The 17877-nt window shown below is 69.0% G+C and carries 16 protein-coding genes, 1 tRNA gene and 3 pseudogenes; 9 read left to right on the top strand and 11 right to left on the bottom strand.

Going from position 1 to position 17877, the window contains the following annotated elements; all coding sequences use genetic code 11:
- The first annotated feature begins 30 nt into the window (after positions 1-30).
- Complete coding sequence (locus AB0B94_RS04740; RefSeq protein WP_357268227.1) at positions 31-630, top strand: hypothetical protein; 600 nt, start codon at positions 31-33, stop codon at positions 628-630.
- Positions 631-669: 39 nt separating this feature from the next.
- On the opposite strand, the gene AB0B94_RS04745 is transcribed toward AB0B94_RS04740, so the two are convergent.
- Both AB0B94_RS04745 and AB0B94_RS04750 read right to left on the bottom strand, forming a co-directional pair.
- A complete protein-coding gene (locus AB0B94_RS04745) occupies positions 670-2271 on the bottom strand; it encodes a ricin-type beta-trefoil lectin domain protein (protein ID WP_357268229.1) in 1602 nt (533 codons plus the stop codon).
- A gap of 226 nt (positions 2272-2497) precedes the next feature.
- Positions 2498-4717, bottom strand: a complete 2220-nt coding sequence (locus AB0B94_RS04750) for a hypothetical protein (protein WP_357268231.1) — start codon at positions 4715-4717, stop codon at positions 2498-2500.
- Positions 4718-4840: 123 nt separating this feature from the next.
- Here AB0B94_RS04750 and AB0B94_RS04755 point away from each other — a divergent pair, with 123 nt between their 5' ends.
- Entirely contained in the window at positions 4841-5548 is a 708-nt protein-coding gene (locus AB0B94_RS04755) for a glycosyltransferase family 2 protein (protein ID WP_238669965.1), read from the top strand.
- Here AB0B94_RS04755 and AB0B94_RS04760 read toward each other — a convergent pair.
- Together AB0B94_RS04760 and AB0B94_RS04765 are read right to left on the bottom strand one after the other, a co-directional pair.
- A complete protein-coding gene (locus AB0B94_RS04760; RefSeq protein ID WP_357268233.1) occupies positions 5534-6427 on the bottom strand; it encodes a transketolase in 894 nt (297 codons plus the stop codon). The genes AB0B94_RS04755 and AB0B94_RS04760 overlap by 15 nt on opposite strands.
- A gap of 5 nt (positions 6428-6432) precedes the next feature.
- Positions 6433-7128, bottom strand: a complete 696-nt coding sequence (locus AB0B94_RS04765) for a transketolase (protein ID WP_357268235.1) — start codon at positions 7126-7128, stop codon at positions 6433-6435.
- 47 nt (positions 7129-7175) lie between these two features.
- On the opposite strand from AB0B94_RS04765, the gene soxR reads away from it, so the two are divergent.
- Complete coding sequence (gene soxR, locus AB0B94_RS04770) at positions 7176-7649, top strand: redox-sensitive transcriptional activator SoxR (protein ID WP_357268237.1); 474 nt, start codon at positions 7176-7178, stop codon at positions 7647-7649.
- Here soxR and AB0B94_RS04775 read toward each other — a convergent pair.
- Positions 7642-8640 carry an NAD(P)H-quinone oxidoreductase gene (locus tag AB0B94_RS04775; protein ID WP_357268239.1) on the bottom strand — a complete coding sequence of 333 codons (999 nt, stop codon included), beginning with the start codon at positions 8638-8640 and terminating at the stop codon, positions 7642-7644. The genes soxR and AB0B94_RS04775 overlap by 8 nt on opposite strands.
- Positions 8641-8801: 161 nt before the next feature.
- Here AB0B94_RS04775 and AB0B94_RS04780 point away from each other — a divergent pair.
- A tRNA-Ser gene (locus AB0B94_RS04780) sits at positions 8802-8888 on the top strand.
- A 123-nt stretch (positions 8889-9011) separates the two neighbouring features.
- On the opposite strand, the pseudogene AB0B94_RS04785 reads toward AB0B94_RS04780, so the two are convergent.
- Positions 9012-9296, bottom strand: a pseudogene (locus AB0B94_RS04785) (integrase); the annotation flags it as partial.
- A gap of 5 nt (positions 9297-9301) precedes the next feature.
- Here AB0B94_RS04785 and AB0B94_RS04790 point away from each other — a divergent pair.
- From AB0B94_RS04790 to AB0B94_RS04800, 3 genes and pseudogenes are all read left to right on the top strand, one after another.
- Positions 9302-9895: pseudogene (locus AB0B94_RS04790) on the top strand (GntR family transcriptional regulator); the annotation flags it as partial.
- Positions 9892-10594, top strand: a pseudogene (locus AB0B94_RS04795) (HAD family phosphatase). The pseudogenes AB0B94_RS04790 and AB0B94_RS04795, both read left to right, overlap by 4 nt.
- 131 nt (positions 10595-10725) lie before the next feature.
- On the top strand, positions 10726-11601 hold the full coding sequence (locus AB0B94_RS04800) for a hypothetical protein (protein WP_357268241.1): 876 nt from the start codon (positions 10726-10728) through the stop codon (positions 11599-11601).
- A 500-nt stretch (positions 11602-12101) separates the two neighbouring features.
- Here the strand turns inward: AB0B94_RS04800 and AB0B94_RS04805 are convergent, their stop codons facing one another.
- Together AB0B94_RS04805 and AB0B94_RS04810 are read right to left on the bottom strand one after the other, a co-directional pair.
- Positions 12102-12416, bottom strand: a complete 315-nt coding sequence (locus AB0B94_RS04805) for a hypothetical protein (RefSeq protein ID WP_357268243.1) — start codon at positions 12414-12416, stop codon at positions 12102-12104.
- A 2-nt stretch (positions 12417-12418) separates the two neighbouring features.
- Complete coding sequence (locus AB0B94_RS04810; protein WP_357268245.1) at positions 12419-12640, bottom strand: hypothetical protein; 222 nt, start codon at positions 12638-12640, stop codon at positions 12419-12421.
- Between the two features lie 433 nt (positions 12641-13073).
- Here AB0B94_RS04810 and AB0B94_RS04815 point away from each other — a divergent pair, with 433 nt between their 5' ends.
- A complete protein-coding gene (locus tag AB0B94_RS04815) occupies positions 13074-14285 on the top strand; it encodes a helix-turn-helix transcriptional regulator (RefSeq protein WP_357268247.1) in 1212 nt (403 codons plus the stop codon).
- A 641-nt stretch (positions 14286-14926) separates the two neighbouring features.
- Here AB0B94_RS04815 and AB0B94_RS04820 read toward each other — a convergent pair.
- Together AB0B94_RS04820 and AB0B94_RS04825 are read right to left on the bottom strand one after the other, a co-directional pair.
- Entirely contained in the window at positions 14927-15961 is a 1035-nt protein-coding gene (locus tag AB0B94_RS04820) for a low temperature requirement protein A (RefSeq protein WP_357268442.1), read from the bottom strand.
- 220 nt (positions 15962-16181) lie between these two features.
- Positions 16182-16370 (bottom strand): hypothetical protein, encoded by a 189-nt coding sequence (locus tag AB0B94_RS04825; RefSeq protein ID WP_357268249.1) that lies wholly within the window; start codon positions 16368-16370, stop codon positions 16182-16184.
- A 110-nt stretch (positions 16371-16480) separates the two neighbouring features.
- On the opposite strand from AB0B94_RS04825, the gene AB0B94_RS04830 reads away from it, so the two are divergent.
- Positions 16481-17023 (top strand): YbhB/YbcL family Raf kinase inhibitor-like protein, encoded by a 543-nt coding sequence (locus AB0B94_RS04830; RefSeq protein ID WP_357268251.1) that lies wholly within the window; start codon positions 16481-16483, stop codon positions 17021-17023.
- A gap of 136 nt (positions 17024-17159) precedes the next feature.
- On the opposite strand, the gene AB0B94_RS04835 is transcribed toward AB0B94_RS04830, so the two are convergent.
- Positions 17160-17870: a class I SAM-dependent methyltransferase gene (locus AB0B94_RS04835; protein ID WP_357268254.1), complete on the bottom strand. Its 711-nt coding sequence runs from the start codon at positions 17868-17870 to the stop codon at positions 17160-17162.
- Positions 17871-17877: the final 7 nt, after the last annotated feature.

A 17877-nucleotide genomic window follows, 5' to 3' on the forward strand; every position in this document is an offset into this window, starting at 1 on the left:
TGGGGGCTCCACCGACAGAGAGGGAAAGTCATGCCACGTTGGGGTATCGCCACCGGCACCACGGCACTGCTCGCGGCGGTCGCGCTCGGCGTCAGCGGTTGCGGCGCGGCCGAGGTGGCCAGCCAGCCCGCCCGGGATGTCGCCGTCGAGGTCGCCGCCGCCATGGGAGTCGAGGGTCAGGCGCTGGCCGCGATGGGTTTCGACGCCGACGACCTGGACGTGCTGACGGTCGCCGCACCGGCCACGCCGACGCCCGGTGCGTCCCCCAGCGCGCAGGAGAAGGCCCGGGAGAAGCGCGGTGAGGAGTGGCGCAAGCGCCGCCAGGCCCGCGTGCTGCTGCGCAAGAACACCCTGCACGGTGAGGCGGTGGTGAAGACGAAGGACGGCGGTACGCAGACCGTCGCCGTGCAGCGCGGTGAGGTGACAGCGATCGACGGCGACTCGATGACAGTCAAGTCCACCGACGGCTTCACCATGACGTGGACCTTCGGCGACGACCTGCGGGTGGTCGAGCGGCGGGCCACAGTGCAGCCGAGCGAGGTCAAAGTCGGCGCGACGCTCGGCGTGGCCGGCGCGAAGGACGGCGACAAGGGCGTGGCCCGGCTCATCCTCGTTCCCCGCGCCAAGTGAGCGCAGGGGCCCTGGCGTCAACCAGGGCCCCTGCCCAGGTCAGTAGACGCGGGAGCCGATGAAGTCGTCGTGCCCGTAGCCGACCGGGTTGGCGGCGGTACGGGCCTCGAACGACCACTGCTGCCGGGTGCTGCTGGAGCAGTTCGCCAACCGCAGGCGAGAGCTGCCCAGCAGCGGGTTGTCGAACGCCACGCAGAGGTTGGTGGCGCTCGCCGGCCTGAGCTGGTTGCCCAGGAAGACGAACTGCTGCGCGCCGGTGCCGTTGCAGTCGTAGATGTTGACAGCGGTGCCGGCGGTCATCGAGCTGTTGGCGACGTCGAGGCACCGGTCGTGGGACAGCTCCGAGTGCAGCGACCGTCGGGCCGAGTCGTACCAGAAGCCCTGGTTACGCCCACCGTGGCAGGAGTACGGCTGCTGCGCGGTGCCGTTGCGGGAGTCGTACCCCTTGCCGTCGACGCAGGTGCCGGTGGCCAGGTTGCGCAGTTGCTTGAACTCCAGCAGTCCCGGGTAGAGCACGCCACCGCCGGTGCTGGCCGGGTCGACGCAGCTGGCCCGGGTCTGGCCGGAGTTCCAGAACTGGGTGATGCACTGGGCGAACATGCCGTGCCCGCGGGCGTTGGGGTGGAACGACTGTCGGGCGGCGTTCTCGTTCCAGATGCCGACCTCGATGAAGAGGCCACGGACCGAGGTGTTGTCGGTGCACACCTCGTGCCCGTGGAAGAGCCGGCTGGCGTCCAGGTAGCGAGTGCCGGTGTTCGCCGCGGCCGAGCGCAGCGCCGACTCGAACATCGGCACCGCCTTGTTCCGGGCGAAGGCCGCGTCGGCCAGGTAGAGCAGACAACCGCCGGAGTACCAGCCGGGGAAGTTGGGGTTGTCCTCGACGTCCGGGCTGCCGGGGCTCGGGTACGACATCAGCACCAGTTCGTAGTCCGACAGCAGGTAACCGGCGTTGGTCATGGTCTGCCGGATGTCGGTCAGCGCCGACTCCACTGCCTGCCGGCTGCCGTCGGTGCGAATGGTCCACTGGTCGGTGTAGGTGGGGTAGCAGGCGCCCTGGAAGAAGACCCGGCGGACGGCGCAGTCGGTGGCGACCGGACCGAACTGGATGGTGCCGTCACCGTTCGCGCCGACCACCACCCAGATCAGCTTCACGTGCGTGTTGCGCGCCTTGATGCCCAGGTAGTCGCCCTGGTTCAGCTCGTTGTGCTGGGTCGGGCCGCCGGCGATCAGGTTCCAGGGGGTGGCACCGGAGCAGGCGATGTTGTATTGCGCGTCCGACGCGATGCCGGTGCGGAACACCGCCTGGTCGTAGGAGCGGTCGCACCAGTTGCCGTCCTGGTGGGTGCCGGGGACGTAGTTGCCGACCCCCTCACCGGAGATCTCGCTGTCACCCATGGTGATCAACGCGGTGCGGCGTTGTTCGATCGGGCGGATCGCCGGGCTGCCGTAGAGGGCTGTCGCCTCGGCGGCCCGGATGGCTTCGAGGTTGGCGGGCAGTGGTTGGACGGCTGGTCGATCGGCGGCGGTGGCGGGGGTGGCCGGTCCGGCGAGCATCGGTAGGACGAGAGCGGCGACGGCGACGGCGACGGTGCTGGCCCGTCGTCGGGTCGCGCGTTCGGGCCTGGCGGGGATTGCAGGCATCGACGCACTCCTTTCGGCTCAATCGCGGGACGTCGATTGAGTTACCAGACGGTAACGTGCGGATCAATGGATGTGAATGCTCCTCAGATCCTTGCGCGCGGAATGCAGAACCGCCCGCATCGGACTATCCGGGCCCGCGCCGGCCGGCTTCTGGTTCAGCGGCCCGGCTGAGCGCGGCGACCGACGTGGCGACGGCGGCGAGCGCTGCGGTGCGGCCCGCTGCGGTTCAGCGGTGCGGCGGCAGGGCGTAGCCGACGTAGCCGCGGAACTCCAGCCGCCAGCCGGCCGGGACGAGTTTGACGCAGGACGCCTTGTTGCCGGTGCAGACGATCGCGTCGACCGAGGAGGGGTCGGCCGCCGGTCGTTCCGGCAGCACCGACTGCAACGCCACCAGGTCCGGTGAACCGCCGTCGGGCTGCCGCAACAGCAGCCACCACGGGTACTCCCAGTTGTCGTTCTGCTGCACCAGCCCGATCCGCTGCGCACCACTGTCCTGGACCGCCGTCGCCGCCCAGCGGAACTCGTCGGCCCACTGGGGGCGGCGCAGGAACCGGGTGTCCCAGTCCGAGGTGGTGAAGACCGAGCCGGAGCCGACCAGCCGGCGGGGAAAGCCGTACGACAGCGCGAGCACCCCGGCCAGCGCCGAGGTGGCCAGCACGGTGACGGCCGCCGCTGTGGCAACCGTTCGACGCCCACCCGCGCGGTTGCGCAGGAGAGCGTCCAGCCAGAGACCGGCGAGGGGCACGGCGAGCACCACGGCGTAGAGCAGCAGCCGATTGCCCCACGGCTGCCACTTGATCATCGCGGTGTGCAGCAGTGCGGCGACCAGCACCACCACGGCGTACGCCCGCAGCGACCCGGCCCGCTCGGGAGCGATCCGCCGTGGTCGGGCGAGCGCGATCACCGCACCGATCACCGCCAGCGCCCCGGCCAGCGGAAACGCCACCCTGTCCTCGTCCGGATACCAGGCCGGCTCCGGGAACAGCTCTCGCCCGAAGGTGATCGCGCGGTCCTGCGGGTCGACCCCGATCGCCTCGGCGCCACTGATGATCAACTCAGCCCCGGCCCGACGCAGCGGCGCCAGCGGCGTGTCGAACGCGGTGTGCCCGATCCGCAGCGCGTTGACCACCATCGACGCCGGGTCGTGCCGCTCCATGGGGATGGACTCGCGCAGCCGGGGCGGCCCCAGCGGGTGCCCGAACTCGGCGGTCACCCGGGCCAGGAACGGGCCGACCACCACGGCAGCGACCAGCAGGATCAGCACCGAACCGCCGACAGTGCGGGCCAGCCCGCCGACCGGCCAGGCCCACCGGCCCCCGGCGGCCGTCGCCGGACCCGCCGGAGCCGATCGACCGGTTCGGGCCAGCCGCAACTGGGCCAGTCCCCAGAGCACCAGCAGCGGGCCGACAGCGATCAGGCCGCTGGTCTTTGTCACAGCGGTCAGCCCGGTGGCCGCCCCCAGCCCGAGCAGCGTGCCCCAGCCGGTCCGTCGACTCAGCCCGTCCAGCGTCACCGTCGCCGCGCAGGCCACCCACGCCGCGCAGATCAGGTCGGTCTGCGTGCTGGTCGCCTGGAGCACCACCATCGGCGTGGTCGCCAGAACGAACGCGGTGAGCAACTGGGCGCGCCGGCCGCCACCGAGCTGGGCGGTGATCCGCGCGGCCACCAGGAGGCAGACCACCCCGGCCGCCCACTGCACCAGGTTGTGCAGGTGATCCCCGCCGGTGAGCAGGCGCAGGTGCAGCAGCAGGTACTCGGCGCCGGGCGGGATGGTCACCTGTCGGTGGATGGCTGTGGGCCAGAAGTCCAGGTCGCCCTGGGCCACCCAGTGCTCCACCTTCGGCAGGTGGTACGTCTGCGAGTCGAAGTTGTTCGGCTCGGCCAGCAGCGCGACAAGCAGCTCCACCAGGACCAGCGCGCCGACCGTGCCGGCGAGGAGCCGCTCACCCGGTCGGGCCGTACGCCACGCGTCGACAGCCACGGCACGAACGTCAGCGAACCCCCGACCAGCCCGGGTCGGCGCGGGGGCGGGTTCACTGCGCTCCGCGGCCGGGGCGGACACGTCGGGTCCGCCACCGGACGCCGCCGCGCCGACCGGCACCGGCCGCTGTGCGGCGCTGACTGCCGGCGCAGCGCTGACCGGCACCGGTGCAGCGGCTGGTGGCGGCCCCAGGGGGGTCGCCCGTCGCCAGCGCAGACCGGCCGCCACCGAGGCCGCGACCAGGAAGAGCAGCCAGGCGACGGTGAACGCGCCTCGGGTCAGCGCGTGCGACGCGCCGAGCACCTCGACGACGAGCACCGCGTACGCCCCGGTGAGCAGGACGGCGCGCACCACGGCGAGCCGCAGCGGTGCCACCGCGCCAGCCTCGCGTGGCATCGCCGCGACGATGAGCAGGACCACCGCGGCGACGGGAACCACCGCGAGCAGGGAGCCGGCAGCCGACATGGCGGAAGTAAACACCATTGATCTGAGGCCGCCGCGCCGACTGCCCAGCGGTAGCGGTACGCGGTAAACAAACCAACCAGGCTAGGCTATGGCCGACGTGTTGCCGCCACCGTGGAGATCCCCGTGAAGCTCTCGATCCTCATGCCGGTCTACAACGAGGAAGAACGCATCGCGGATGCCCTCAAGCAGGCATTGGCGGTTGACTATCCCTGCGAGATCGAATTGGTGGTCGTCGACGACGGCAGCCGCGACGGCACCGGCGAGGTCCTCGGTCGCGCCGACGACGCGCGCCTTCGGGTCATCACCCACCAGCGCAACGCCGGCAAGGGTGCCGCCATCAAGACGGCTGTCGACAGCGCGGAGGGTGACTACATGGTCATCCTCGACGCCGACCTGGAGTACGACCCGCAGGACATCCCCAAGCTGCTCGACCCGGTGCTCGACGGCCGGGCCACCGTGGTCTACGGCAATCGCACCTTCGGCAGCCACAGCGCCTACAGCTTCTGGTACGTGATGGGCAACAAGGGCGTCACGATGGCGGCCAACGTGCTGTTCAACTCGTACATCGGCGACCTGGAGACCTGCTTCAAGCTGATGCCGGTGGCGCTCTACCGGTCGCTTCAGGTGCGCTCGCGCGGCTTCGGCATGGAGGCCGAGGTGACCGGCAAGCTGCTGCGTCGCCGGATCCGGCCGTACGAGGTGCCGATCAGCTACCGGGCGCGCGGCCGGGAAGAGGGCAAGAAGATCACCTGGAAGGACGGCGTCGAGGCGATCTGGATCCTCGGGCGCGAGCGCGCTCGCCGCCGCCCTGCCGTCTCAGCCGCCAACTGACCCCAGGAACGCGCTGATCGACCGCCGCAGGCCGTCGGCGTCCAGCCCATGCCACCGGGCGTGGTCGGCCGGATCGCCGTACCGTCGCAGGTCGGTCTGACCCACCCCGAGGGCGAGCAGCCGGTGCGGTACGTCCGCCAGGGCCCGGCTGACGAGCGCGCTCGACGTTCCCGCCAGGTACGGCTCGACAAGCACCACGTCGGTGTTGGCGAGCGCCCGCAGCCCGGGCGTGTCGAGCGGCCGGGGCGTGTGGGTGTACGCCACTGTCACGTCAATTCCCTCTGTCGCCGCCAGCGTGGGGTCGAGCATCGGTCCGACAGCCACCACGAGGGGCGCATTCGTCCCGCCCCGCCGGAGCACCCGTAGCCCTGTGGCGTCCGGGTACGCCTCGGCGTTGCGCTGCTCGCAGAGCCGCAGGTAGATCGGATCGTCAGTGGTCACGGCGTCGCGCAGCAGCGGCGCCACCTCGTCCGGGTGGCCGGGCACCCGGACCGTCCAGCCGTCACCGAGGGAGTCGAAGAGCGCCACGTCTCCGGGCGACTGGTGGGTGCGGCCCTCAGCCGACCCGTCGTACGACGCGCCGATGCTGACCAGGACGGCGCCCACGCCCTGGTGGTCCAGATCCAACTTGATCTGCTCGTACGCCCGGTCCACCAGGAACGTCGCGTACGAGTGCGCGATCGGACGCAGCCCGGTCAGGGCGAGCCCGCCGGCCACCCCGATCATCAGTTGCTCCCGGATCCCGACGTTGAGCACCCGGTCCGGGTGGCGGTGGCCGGCGGAGGCGAACTGGCTCGCCGAGATGTCGGCCAGCACCAGTGCGGTACGCGGATCCTCGTCGAGGAGCGCAGTGGTGGTGTCGATGAATGCGGTACGCATGTCGGTCATCCCTCGCTCTCGATGCGGGCGACCACCAGGTGGGGGTGTCCTGGTCGGTGCCCGGTCAACGCCGCGTACAGGGCTTCGTGGTCCCGGCCGTCGACGGTGTCGGCGGTCCACCCGTTGACCGTGAACCGGCTGGCGATGCCACCGGCCCACCCGTGGCTGGCCGACTCGTTGTCGACCACCACCGCGGTGAGGCTGTCCAGACCTGTCGCTCCCGCGTACGCGATCGCCTCGTGGTTGGACCCCTCGTCCAGCTCGGCGTCGCCGAGCAGCACGTACACCCGGGGTTTGCGCAGCCCCTGGGCGCGCAGGCCGAGCGCGGTGCCGGCGGCCAGCCCGAGCCCGTGCCCGAGGGAGCCGGAGCCGATCTCGACCCCGGGCACCAGGAGTCGGTCCGGGTGGTGGCCGAGCCGGCTCTCCGGTCCGGCCAGGTCGTCGAGCCAGGCGTCCGGGATGAAGCCGTGCGCGGCGAGCACCGCGTAGTAGGCGGCCGGTCCGTGGCCCTTGGAGAGCAGGAACCGGTCCCGCTCCGGGTCGTCGGTGGTGTCCGGGCTGACCCGCAGCACCCGGTCGTAGAGCACCTGGAGCACGTCGACGGTGGAGTGCGCGCTCGGCGCGTGTTTCTCGTCGCCGGTCAGTCGTCGGATCAGCGCGGGCAGTCGGGCGCTGCTGTCGGTGGGCAGTGTGGTGGTCATGCCACTACTGTGTGAGTTGAAGTGGACTTCAACTCAAGGACCTGGTGATGCCGGATCTACTGACGATCGGTGAGCTGTCCGCCCGCTCCGGGGTGGCACCGTCGGCGCTGCGCTACTACGAGCGACTCGGGCTGATCCGCGCCGACCGCACCGGCGGAAACCAGCGCCGCTACGCCCGCGTCGAGCTGCGGCGGGTCGCCTTCATCCGGATCTCCCAGCAGGTCGGCGTCTCGCTCGACGAGATCCGGGAGGCACTCGACTCGCTCCCCGAGGCCCGCACCCCGAGCCCGCAGGACTGGGCGCGGCTGTCGGCGAGCTGGCGCAGCCGGCTGAACGAGCGGATCCGGCTGCTCACCAAGCTCCGCGACGACCTGGACGGCTGCATCGGCTGCGGCTGTCTGTCCTTGCAACGCTGCACGCTCAACAACCCGGAGGACACGCTGGCCGGCGAGGGCCCGGGCGCCCGGCTGGTGCTGCCCCGACCGACCGACGACCCGACCTTGGCAGGCTCGCTCAACTGACGGCTGACCCGCCGCCCGGTGGGCGGGTGAGTAGCACCTTGCCGAAGTGGTCGTTCGACTCGACGAGCCGGTGCGCCTGCGCCGCCTCGGTCATCGGCAGCCGCCGGTCCACGATCGGCCGGATCCGGCCCGCCTCGACCAACGGCCACACCTCGTCCCGTACGCCCTGGACGATCTCCGCCTTCTCGGCGAGCGGACGGGACCGTAGCGACGTCGCGGTGACACTCGCCCGCTTGGTCAGCAGCGCGCCGAGATCCAACTCGGCCTTGCGCCCACCCTGCATCCCGATCACCACGAGCCGACCGCCGGTGGCCAGCGCGGAGACGTTCCGCCCCAGGTAGGACCCACCCATGATGTCGAGGATGACGTCCACACCGCGCCCGTCGGTGACCCGCCGGACCTCCTCGACGAAATCCTGCTCCCGATAGTCGATCAGGTGTGCCGCGCCCAGCTCACGCAGCCGGGCGTGCTTGCTCTCCCGCGCGGTGCTCAGCACTGTCACACCGAGGGCCGCCCCGAGCTGGACGGCGAAGGTGCCGATCCCGCTGCCGCCGCCGTGCACCAGCAGCGTGTCGCCCGCGCCCAGCCGCGCCACCTGGACCAGGTTCGACCAGACAGTGCAGGCCACCTCGGGCAGCGCCGCTGCGTCGACCGGGTCGCACGCCGGCACCGGCAGCAACTGCCCGGCGGGGACCGCCACCCGCTCCGCGTACCCGCCGCCGGCCAGCAGCGCGCAGACCTGCTGCCCGACCGCCCACCCGGCGACCTCCGCGCCGACCTCCGTGATCACCCCGGAGCATTCCAACCCGGGGTACGCTGGCGCGCCTGGCGGCGGCGGGTAGTGCCCCTGCCGTTGCAGCAGGTCAGCGCGGTTGATGCCGGTTGCCCGCACGTCCACGATCACCTCGTTTGGGCCCGGCTCCGGGTCGGGCACCTCGGCCCAGACCAGCGCGTCGGGTCCACCGGGCTGCGGAATCGTGATGGCTCGCATGGGCCCAGTCTTCCCGATCTCACCGGGTGCCGCAGGCGCACCGTCTGGCCCACTGTGGACCGAGCCGACGCCCTGGCCGGCGCACCGGGGAGGGACGCCGGGCCGTCCGGAGCGAGCCGTGGCAGACTATGCGTGGCCGTACGCCCACGGGTGGCGGCCCAGGAGGGTTCGCCTAGTGGCCGATGGCGCTGGTCTTGAAAACCGGTAAGGCAGCGATGTCTTCGTGGGTTCGAATCCCACACCCTCCGCTCATCTGGACAGCAACAACGCCCTCTGAACAGCGCGAACGCTGGTCAGGGGGCGCATTCATTGATGATGAATGAGTCTCACTTTGTCTCGCTCGATGTCGCCGTGTCTCACTGGTCGGTCGTTTACGTGTCGGCGTCGCCCGGCCCATTCTCGGCCTGGTCGTCGGTGCCTCGTGCTCCCTCGATTCGCTTCCGAGCGGCCTCGTCCTGGCCGTCGATGCACGAGGCGTAGACCTTCAACAGCACGTGCACGCTGTGTCCGGCCCATTGGGCGACCTGGGTAGCCGGTACTCCGGCGTTGAGCCAGAGCGACACGGCGGCGTGCCGCAGGTCGTAGGGCCGGTGTGCCAGTGGCGAGCGCTGCTGAACCGGTGTCAGGGCTGCCGCGCGCGCCTGTCGCCAGGCGCGTAGGGCTGCGACCGCACATTGAGGCCTCATTCGACCGGCCTCACGTCACCATCGACTTCGCCGGCTTCTCCGGTGAGACGCTGCGTGACGCGCTCGCCGCAGCACTGGACAAGGTGCGCGTCGGCCGGCTTGCGCCGGAGACGATCGCGGTGCGAGTCCTGTTCTCCGACATGGCTGCGCCAATGGTGCTGCCGTCGCGGGCCGAGACACAGGCAGACGACCCAGCAGTACGCGAACGCGCGGAGCGGATCACCCGCCGGGCCGCAGACGGCATCATCGATCAGGTCGGCGAGCGGGGCGACCTCGGGCTCATCCGGTCAGCCACCGTTGATGTGCGGATGCACCGGGCGTCTCCGCTGTTCAAGCTCTACATCCTGAACGGCGAGGAGGTGTTCTATGGCTTCTACCCGGTCGTTGAGCGCACCGTCTCGATCAAGGGCGAGCCGATGGCGATCTATGACCTGATGGGCAAGGACGTGCCGCTGTTTCACTACGCGGTGACCGACGACGATGCCTCGCATGGAACGCAGTTTGTGGAGGCTTCCCGCCAGTGGTTCGACTCGGTGTGGTCGACCATCGCCTACAGGTACGACGAATGAGCGCCGACCTGGGCCGGCTGCTCGGCGAGGTTGGCGCGGTGCTGCTCGATTTTGATGGGCCGGTGTGCAGCATCTTCGCCGGCTACCGGCCCCGCAGGTTGCCGCCGAGTTGGTCGACGTGCTGCGGCGGCACGGTGTCGAGGTGCCGCCAGACCTCGCCAGCGAGCCGGACCCGCTTGAGGTGCTGCGCCGCACCGCCGTGGACGGCGACGACGGCACCACGCGAGCGGTGGAGGATGCGCTCTGTGCGGCCGAGCGCCGGGCCGTCGAGACTGCCGAGCCAACGCCATACGGCCGGGAGGCCATCGTGGCCGCCCGTCAAGCCGGGTTGCCGATGGCGGTGGTCAGCAACAACTCGGCCAATGCGGTAGCCGCCTACCTAGCGGCGCACCGGCTCGCCGGGTACATCTCGCCGGTCATCGGTCGTGCATACGCCGAGCCGGAACGTATGAAGCCCAACCCCGAACCGATCCTGCAACCGGTGCACGCATTCGGCGAGCCAGCGGCCCGCTGCGTCCTTATCGCCGACTCCCTGTCAGACATCACTGGCGCGCGGGCCGCTGGGGTGCGGATAGTCGCTTACGCAAACCGGCGACCTAAGGTTGGCGCGTTTGGGCCGCCGGGGCGGATGTTGTCATCACTGGCATGGATCAGTTGGCTCACGTTCTGCTGGCGCGCTATTCGGGAGGCGATACGTGAGCGTTGGTGGTGCTTCCCCCCGTAATCGGGCGGTAGTGGATGTTGACTCCAAGTCGTTGTCTTCGAATGGCTGCCAAGGTTGAGTCGAGTCGGCTTCCCGTCTCGACAATTGGAAGGTAGCATGACGTGCCGTGCGCCCATTTCAGCGACTATCAGACCGGCTTGCCGGGAAGCCAATCGATGACGTGCTTCATGACGGCGTTCCCGTTTGGCTCGAAGTGCCGATGCGTGCTTGGCTCTTCGAGGCTCTGGAGAAGCCGCGCGGGCTAGCGAGTAGGGTCGCAGTCAGGCTTCAAATCTTTCTGCCGCACGGGGACAATCACTCCGAAGTCCTTGCTTTGGTGAACATCGATACCAACCTGTTGCTCGATGCAGTTGATGCCACGCTACAGATTCACCCCGGATGGGACCCTTATAATCGGGCGAGCGATCCGTTCGATAACTGGAACCAGACAGAATGGCGTGAAGCCGTCCTCAAGCTAGCGTTGCTGCTGCTCGAAGGCAGCTCCTTGTATCGGATCGACACCGCTAACCGAGGCCTCGAACGTCGTGTCAGCGAAGAGGCCGATGGGGCTTTCAAGATGGCAGTCCAGGCGGCACCTCTGACAGCGGCCGACTACATGCGGCAGGCATGGGTGGCCACGTATGGCCGCAAGCCCGATCCTGACAAAGTTTTCACCGAAGCAATTCGGGCCGTGGAAGAGATTGCATGCCCGTTGGTGCTACAACAGAAGGCTGCGAGTGGCAACGCTACGCTCGGTGGAGTAATTGGGGAACTTCGGGCTAACCCGAAGTGGAAATTGGTGCTGCCTGCAAAGGATGGCACCCCGCAGGACATTGCAGCCGCAGTGACCATGATGGAGTCGCTGTGGAATGCCCAGCGCTCTCGGCATGGCGGCGGCCCCAATTCTCGACGAATGACTAATCCGGAAGCTGAGGCGGCTGTGCACCTTGCGGTTCTTCTCGTGCAGTGGCTTTCGACCGGCGTTATTGTGAAGCATCCGTAGCATGCTCAAAGGACTGGGCGGCACGCTGGAAGGGGGGTGCTGCACCACCATGCGCGTTGAGCGCCGTGCCGACGTCTCACCCGGAACCGGCGGACGCGAGAGGCGCGCTTGATAGGCGTCTCCTGGTAGACCGCCGTGCCGCATGCGTGTCGGCAATTGTGCCGGGTAGCGCACATAACAGCAGGTCAGGGCCGTGTGCGGCGCGGTCTTGAAAACCGGTAAGGCAGCGATGTCTTCGTGGGTTCGAATCCCACACCCTCCGCCTGCTGGTGATCTACGTTGACGCAGCTCAGCCCTCGTTTCCCGACGGGGGCTGAATGCTGGTGGGGGTACTACGCGGCACTGTTGCCGTTGATGGATCGAAGCGTGGCGATGGGCTGGGTCTGCTCATCGTGTGCGTTGGTCTCAGCGGGGGGACGGCCTTAGCACCACCCGATGTGTCGGTAGACGACGAAGCGCCCCCAGCCATCACAGCCGAGGGCGCATAGTTGGGCGTTAGATCAGACCTCTTGCAGCTCCCGCAGGTTGCGGTCGGTCGCTACGTACTGCGGCCAGTCGTCAGTGTGGCACTCGGCCGCGTGTAGAGCTGTGCGGATCTGGACTAGCAGGGCGTTGGCGGCGCTCTCGAAGTCAGGGGCCTCGATGCTCGTGGCGAACTCGACCGTGCGGTCAGCGAGACTCGCGGCCATTTGCACCTCGTGCTCCAGTTCGTCCAGGTGCTCCTGGACGGCGTCGAGGAAGTCTTCGTACTGCGCGTCAGTCCCGTGAGGGTCGCTTTCGAGCGTCATCTGGATCGCGATGCGATGCTGCCGCATGATCAACCTTTCTCCCAGCATGTAGCCCGCTTGAGCTGCCCGATCAGGTCTCTCAAGTAGTTCGCCCCCGAGGGGGTGCACTTCACGGTCTTCCAGTGCTTCTCCGGACAGGGGCAGTACATCTTGAAGTAGCTCCTCCCACCGCCGGTGATCCTCCAGTCCTTGCGCTCGGCGTCCTGGAGAACGTCCTCAAGTTCTTTGTACCTGTGCTTGGGGCGTGACACTTGGTAAACGCTCCTTGCCTCTTGAGGTTACATACCCAGAAGATCGACTAACAGGCGCGCTCGGTCACAGCCACATCAACGGGATCAGACCGAGACTGAGCACGGTATGGGACACCTGCGGCGAAACACCCTAGTCGGGTCGTCAATGCGACAGTCCAGGAGTTCGTAGGCATAGCGCGAAACGCCCCCGGCCGGTATGACCGGGGGCGCTTCCGTGTGTCGGTGGTGGCGGTTACCTCCCACACCCTCCGCCAACCCGAACGCCGAGCTTGATCCACTCGGCTTCCCGGAAGCCGGGGTGTTCGGTGCTCAAGAATAGGCCGACACCAGTGAATGCGAGTGAATCAACTACCGCAGCGAGTAGGCATCGACGAGTGCCTCATCGCGGCGTACGGTCGGGGTACGCGATGTACCCGACACGGCGAGGTGCCTCATGGCGGATCAGCAACCCACCCCCGGCCAGCGTGTCGAGCGGCTTCGTCGAGCCGCCGGCCTCTCCCGCGAACAACTCGCCGGCCTTGCCGCGCTGTCGCCGACGACCATCAAGTTCGTGGAGAACGGGCGCCGAAGCCTGACCCTGCGGGCCGCTCAGCAGATCGCGCCGCACCTCGGCGTACGAGACCTTGGTGATCTGTTCGGGCCGCAGGTGACCCTGTCTCTGGACGGGCGTCCCAGTCACCCTGCCATAGGCGACGTCCGTCGTGCGCTGACCGCCTGGCACATCACCGTCTCAGGTGAACCAGAGTCCCCCGAGTACTTGCGCGGCGCTGTCGACTCTGCGTGGCAGACCTGGCACACCTCTCGGCATCAACGCACCGAAGTGAGCGTCCTCCTGCCCGGACTGCTCGAAGCCACTCAACGGGCGGCCCGGCTGCACACCGGCGACGACCGGCGGGACAGCCTCGCTCTGCTCGCCCAGGCGCATCACCTCGCGCAGGCTTACCTTGCCTGGCACGGTGACCGCGAGCTGTGTTGGCTGACCGTCGACCGCGGTATGGCGGCGGCCCTCGACGCTGACGACCCCCTCGCCATCGCCCAATCCACCTGGTACGCAGCCCACTTGTTGCGGGCGGTCGGTCGCGGCGACGAGGCGTTGGAGCGGCTGCGGGAGGCTCGCGCTCTGATTGAGCCACGGGTCGCGGATGGTGACAGCGAGTGGGCCGAGGTGTTGGCCGACCTGTACCTCTGTACTGCGTTGACGAGGGCCCGTACCGGCGACCAGGGTGCCTGGTCAGACTGGGATGCCGCTCGTCGGGTGGTCGAGCAGGCCCTGCCGGCGGGATTCGTCGGTCTTCGCACCCGAGTGTCGCGGCCTTTGGTCGACGTGTACGCGGTGATGTGTGCTGTCGACCTGGGCGATCCTGACGAGGCGCAGCGGCGAGCACATTCGCTCGATCCGGCGTCGATCCCGTCGACCGAACGCCGGGGTCGGCACTACGTCGAGCTTGCCCGCTCTGCCGACCTGGAAGGGGCGAGGGAGGCGACGCTTCACCTGTTGGGTCTGGCGGAGTCCACCTCTCCTGAGACGGTCCGATACTCGCCGGCGGCTCAGGAGTTGGCAGGCCGGTTGGCCCGCGAGGCGCCGGCGGCCATCCGCGCCGAGGCGATCCAGTTGGAGAGCCGAATCGCGGTTCCAGAGCTGTAGGGGTACCCCTTGTCGCTGGGTACGCTGCGTACCCTTTGCGCCCATCGTTGCTGCTTAGCGTGTTCTCACGATTGCAGTGGGTGCGCGGCCTTGCCCGGGTTTGAGGCGATGCCGCCGCCCTGAGACGGGAGGGCACCCGCGATGATGTGGCCGTTCAACCTGCTCTACCGGCGTGCCAGGCGTCTGGCGGTTCCTGCGCCGTTGCGCGCCATCGGTCCGGCGATTCAACAGGCAGAGCAGGAGGCCGCCCGAGCCCGCTTGCTGGCTCAAGCCCGCCGGCGATCCACCGAATATCGCGACGGCGGTGTTGGCCGGTGATGGGCGAGGTCCCCACCACCGCCAGGGCGGCCGTGCGAGCCCGAGCGGCGCAGGGTCAACGGGCAGCCGCTGTCCTGCCGAGCCGCCTCGCCGACCAACACATCCCGCGGCGGCCCGAGTGGACCTGCCGTACCTGCGAGCAGGACACCCCGTGGCCCTGCGCTCCGGCGCGAGTACGGCTGTCCGAAGCGTACGGCCGAGACCGGATCGGGTTGTCCATGTATTTGGGCAGTCTGCACGCTGTGGTGGTCACGGAACTGCCCGCCGTCGGCGCTGGCGAACTGTTCGAGCGGTTCGTTGGGTGGGCGCGTTGATCAGCCCGGTCACTCCGGTGAACTCTGTGGCTGGTCGTTCGTCGCGGATCGCCTGGTCCGCGCCTCGTAGCTGAGCAGCGCGACGAGGAACACGGTGAGCAGGCCGAGCGCGGCCAGGCCGGGCAGGTATCGGCCGGCGGGCAGTAACAGCAGCGCCACGACGGGAGCGACGAACTCCCCCGGCCGGACGCACCGGACGCTGAGACTCAGGAACGCCGCCCGGCCCGCGAGGAACAGGGCGGTCCCGCCGAACAACGCGACGGCGGGCATCCAGGCCGAGATGCCGTGGGACTCCTCATGTGCCAGGCCGGCGAGCACCTGCTCGACTCCCAGCGCCACGTAGATGGTCCCGGCGAGTACCGGAAAGTGGGCAACGCTGTAGGCGTCGGCACCCAGGTGGGCCCGCCGCAGCCCGGACTCCGTCGTCAGCGCGTGCCTGGAGGTTGCCGCGCTCGCGGAGTAGAGCCAGTACAGGCACACCGTGACGGCCAGGGTGAGGAGCGCGGCCAGCAGGATCGGTCCACGGATCCGCTCAATCCCGACGCCGGCGGCGACCGAGATCAGGGATTCCCCGAGCGCAATGATCACCACGAGGCTGTGCCGCTCGGCGAAGTGGCCGGGGCTGCGTACGGGCCACCCGCTCAGCATCGAGGAGACCACCCCGCCGCCCATGTCGATGGTGAGGGCCAGCGCCCAGAGCAGGATCTGTGCGGTGCCGCCGAACACGGCGCCGAGGACGAGCGGAATCCAGGACAACGTGGTCGAGAGGGCGTAGAGGCGAATGGTCCTGCGCAGCTGCCGGTTGCCCGCCGACACCCAGCGGAAGAGAACCAGATCGACAACTCGAAGCGTCATGTAGGCCAGCACCAGGATCAGTCGGGACCGCGTCGTACCCGGTCCGGTCCCCCAGGCGTCAGGGATGACGAGAGCGACGAGGAAGACGGCCGCCATCGCGACGGTGACGCCGGCACGGATCAACCCGACATCGATCCGGACGTGGTTGCCCAGCCAGGAGTAGACCAGCCAGGAGATCCAGAGCAGCAGGAGTACGAGGAAATCCCTGCGTCAGGGTCACCGGCGCGGGCCGCTGGCTCATGAACGTGGTGACCCGGATCAGGCCGAAGACGAAGACCAGGTCAAAGAAGATCTCGAACAGAATGGGTCGGTGTGTCTCCGGGGTCGCCATCGGTCGTGCCCCGAAAGTCCGCCCCATCAGGTCATCTTCACCGGTTGCAACGAGGCAGTCCGGCACCCCGACTGTCGGTCACTCCGGCGGGTCGGTGGCTCGCTGCTCCCGGCGGATCGTCTCCTCGGCCAGTCGCTCGACCGCGCGTCGGCGTTCGTCGGCGACGGCTCGCTCGTCCCGGCGGCGGAACGCGGTGAGGACGGCCACCACGAAGTCCCGCCAGATGCCGGCCACGATGTCCCCCTGCGGAACGTTGCCCGAACTCAAACGTAGCTCCGCGAAACCACAGTCGGTCAGCGCGCGCTTCCGGTCGTCGGGAGGGCCGTGGCGGGGTAAGAAGGGGCTGGTATCTCCGCACATCGGAAGGACGCGTCCCCATGACCCTGGAACGACCGATCGCCCCGGACCCGTACGAGCTGCTGCCGACGGTGCCCTCGTTCACGCTGACGAGTGACGACGTGCAGAACGGCGAGCCGATGGACGCCCGGCACGCGCATGGCAGCACCGGGGGCGACAACGTCTCGCCGCAGCTGACCTGGTCGGATTTCCCCGCCGAGACGAAGAGCTTCACGGTGACCTGCTACGACCCGGACGCGCCGACCGGCAGCGGTTTCTGGCACTGGGTGCTGGTGAACGTGCCGGTGAGCGTCACCCAGTTGCCCACCGGGGCTGGCGGCGCGGCGGGCACCGACCTCGGTGGGGCGTTCTCGGTGCGCAACGACTACGGCGAGCAGGGTTACGGCGGGGCGGCGCCGCCGCCCGGCGACCGCCCGCACCGGTACGTCTTCGCCGTGCACGCCCTGGACGTCGACCGCCTGGACCTGACCCCGGACGCCAGCCCCGCCTACGTCGGCTTCAACCTGACGTTCCACACAGTGGCCCGAGCGGTGATCCGCCCCACCTACCAGATCAAGGACTAACCCGGACCCCTCAGCTCCCGCGATCTTGCACTTACTGTCCCGACATTCCTGACATAGCAGGGCATAACGACGACAGGAAGTGCAAGATCGCCGGGGCGGGGCGGGGCGGGGCGGGGCGGGGCGGGGCGGGGCGGGGTCAGGCTGGGACGCGGGCTACGGCGAAGACGGACTGGCCGAAGGGTGGGAGGACGAGCTGCTCGGCGGCCTTGGTGGCGGGCAGGACCAGGGTGTCGTACACCTTGACCATGGGGCCCTCCTTCGGCATCAGCCGGAAGACCTTGGTGGCCATGAAGTAGCCGATCAGCCCGAGCGCGTTGGCGTAGTGCATCTTCTCGATGGTCAGGCCGGCCTCGGTCATCGCCGCCCCGAGCGTCTTCTTCGTGTAGCGGCGGACGTGCCCGGTGGCGATGTCGGCGGGGCCCATCGCGAACTGGAACGCGGGCACGATGACGATCACGGCGCCGCCGGGTCGGACCAGGTCGCGCATGCTCTGAAGCGCGCCCACGTGGTCCTCGATGTGCTCCAGCACGTTGTACGAGACGGCCGCGCTGTAGTCGCCCCGGTCGTTGTGCGGCAGCAGCATCTGCCGGACGTCGATGTTCGGACGGTCGGCGAGGCGCTCCTTGAGCTGCACCAGCCGGTCCGGGTCGGCCTCGGTGGCGGTGAACCGCGGCAGCCGCTCGGACCATTCCAGCGCGTAGTCACCGAGGCCGCTGCCGATCTCGATCGGGTCGTCGCCGAGGTACGGCACGGCCAGTTCGATGAACCAGCGACGGTGGTTGACAGCGGTTGCCAGGCCTTCCAGCACCTCGGACTGCACGCGCTGATCCCCAGTGATTTCTGCCATGCGTCGA

The organism is Micromonospora sp. NPDC048986 (genome assembly GCF_040649335.1).
Taxonomy (GTDB): Bacteria; Actinomycetota; Actinomycetes; order Mycobacteriales; family Micromonosporaceae; genus Micromonospora; species Micromonospora alfalfae.

What these genes read in the sequence shown, in the direction of transcription:
- AB0B94_RS04740 (WP_357268227.1), top strand. Translation starts at nt 31, where the DNA reads ATGCCACGTTGGGGTATCGCCACCGGCACCACGGCACTGCTCGCGGCG.
- AB0B94_RS04765 (WP_357268235.1), bottom strand. Translation starts at nt 7,128, where the DNA reads ATGACCACCACACTGCCCACCGACAGCAGCGCCCGACTGCCCGCGCTG.
- AB0B94_RS04815 (WP_357268247.1), top strand. Translation starts at nt 13,074, where the DNA reads ATGGCGGATCAGCAACCCACCCCCGGCCAGCGTGTCGAGCGGCTTCGT.
- AB0B94_RS04760 (WP_357268233.1), bottom strand. Translation starts at nt 6,427, where the DNA reads ATGCGTACCGCATTCATCGACACCACCACTGCGCTCCTCGACGAGGAT.
- AB0B94_RS04830 (WP_357268251.1), top strand. Translation starts at nt 16,481, where the DNA reads ATGACCCTGGAACGACCGATCGCCCCGGACCCGTACGAGCTGCTGCCG.
- AB0B94_RS04775 (WP_357268239.1), bottom strand. Translation starts at nt 8,640, where the DNA reads ATGCGAGCCATCACGATTCCGCAGCCCGGTGGACCCGACGCGCTGGTC.
- soxR (WP_357268237.1), top strand. Translation starts at nt 7,176, where the DNA reads ATGCCGGATCTACTGACGATCGGTGAGCTGTCCGCCCGCTCCGGGGTG.
- AB0B94_RS04835 (WP_357268254.1), bottom strand. Translation starts at nt 17,870, where the DNA reads ATGGCAGAAATCACTGGGGATCAGCGCGTGCAGTCCGAGGTGCTGGAA.
- AB0B94_RS04805 (WP_357268243.1), bottom strand. Translation starts at nt 12,416, where the DNA reads ATGCGGCAGCATCGCATCGCGATCCAGATGACGCTCGAAAGCGACCCT.
- AB0B94_RS04745 (WP_357268229.1), bottom strand. Translation starts at nt 2,271, where the DNA reads ATGCCTGCAATCCCCGCCAGGCCCGAACGCGCGACCCGACGACGGGCC.
- AB0B94_RS04750 (WP_357268231.1), bottom strand. Translation starts at nt 4,717, where the DNA reads ATGTCGGCTGCCGGCTCCCTGCTCGCGGTGGTTCCCGTCGCCGCGGTG.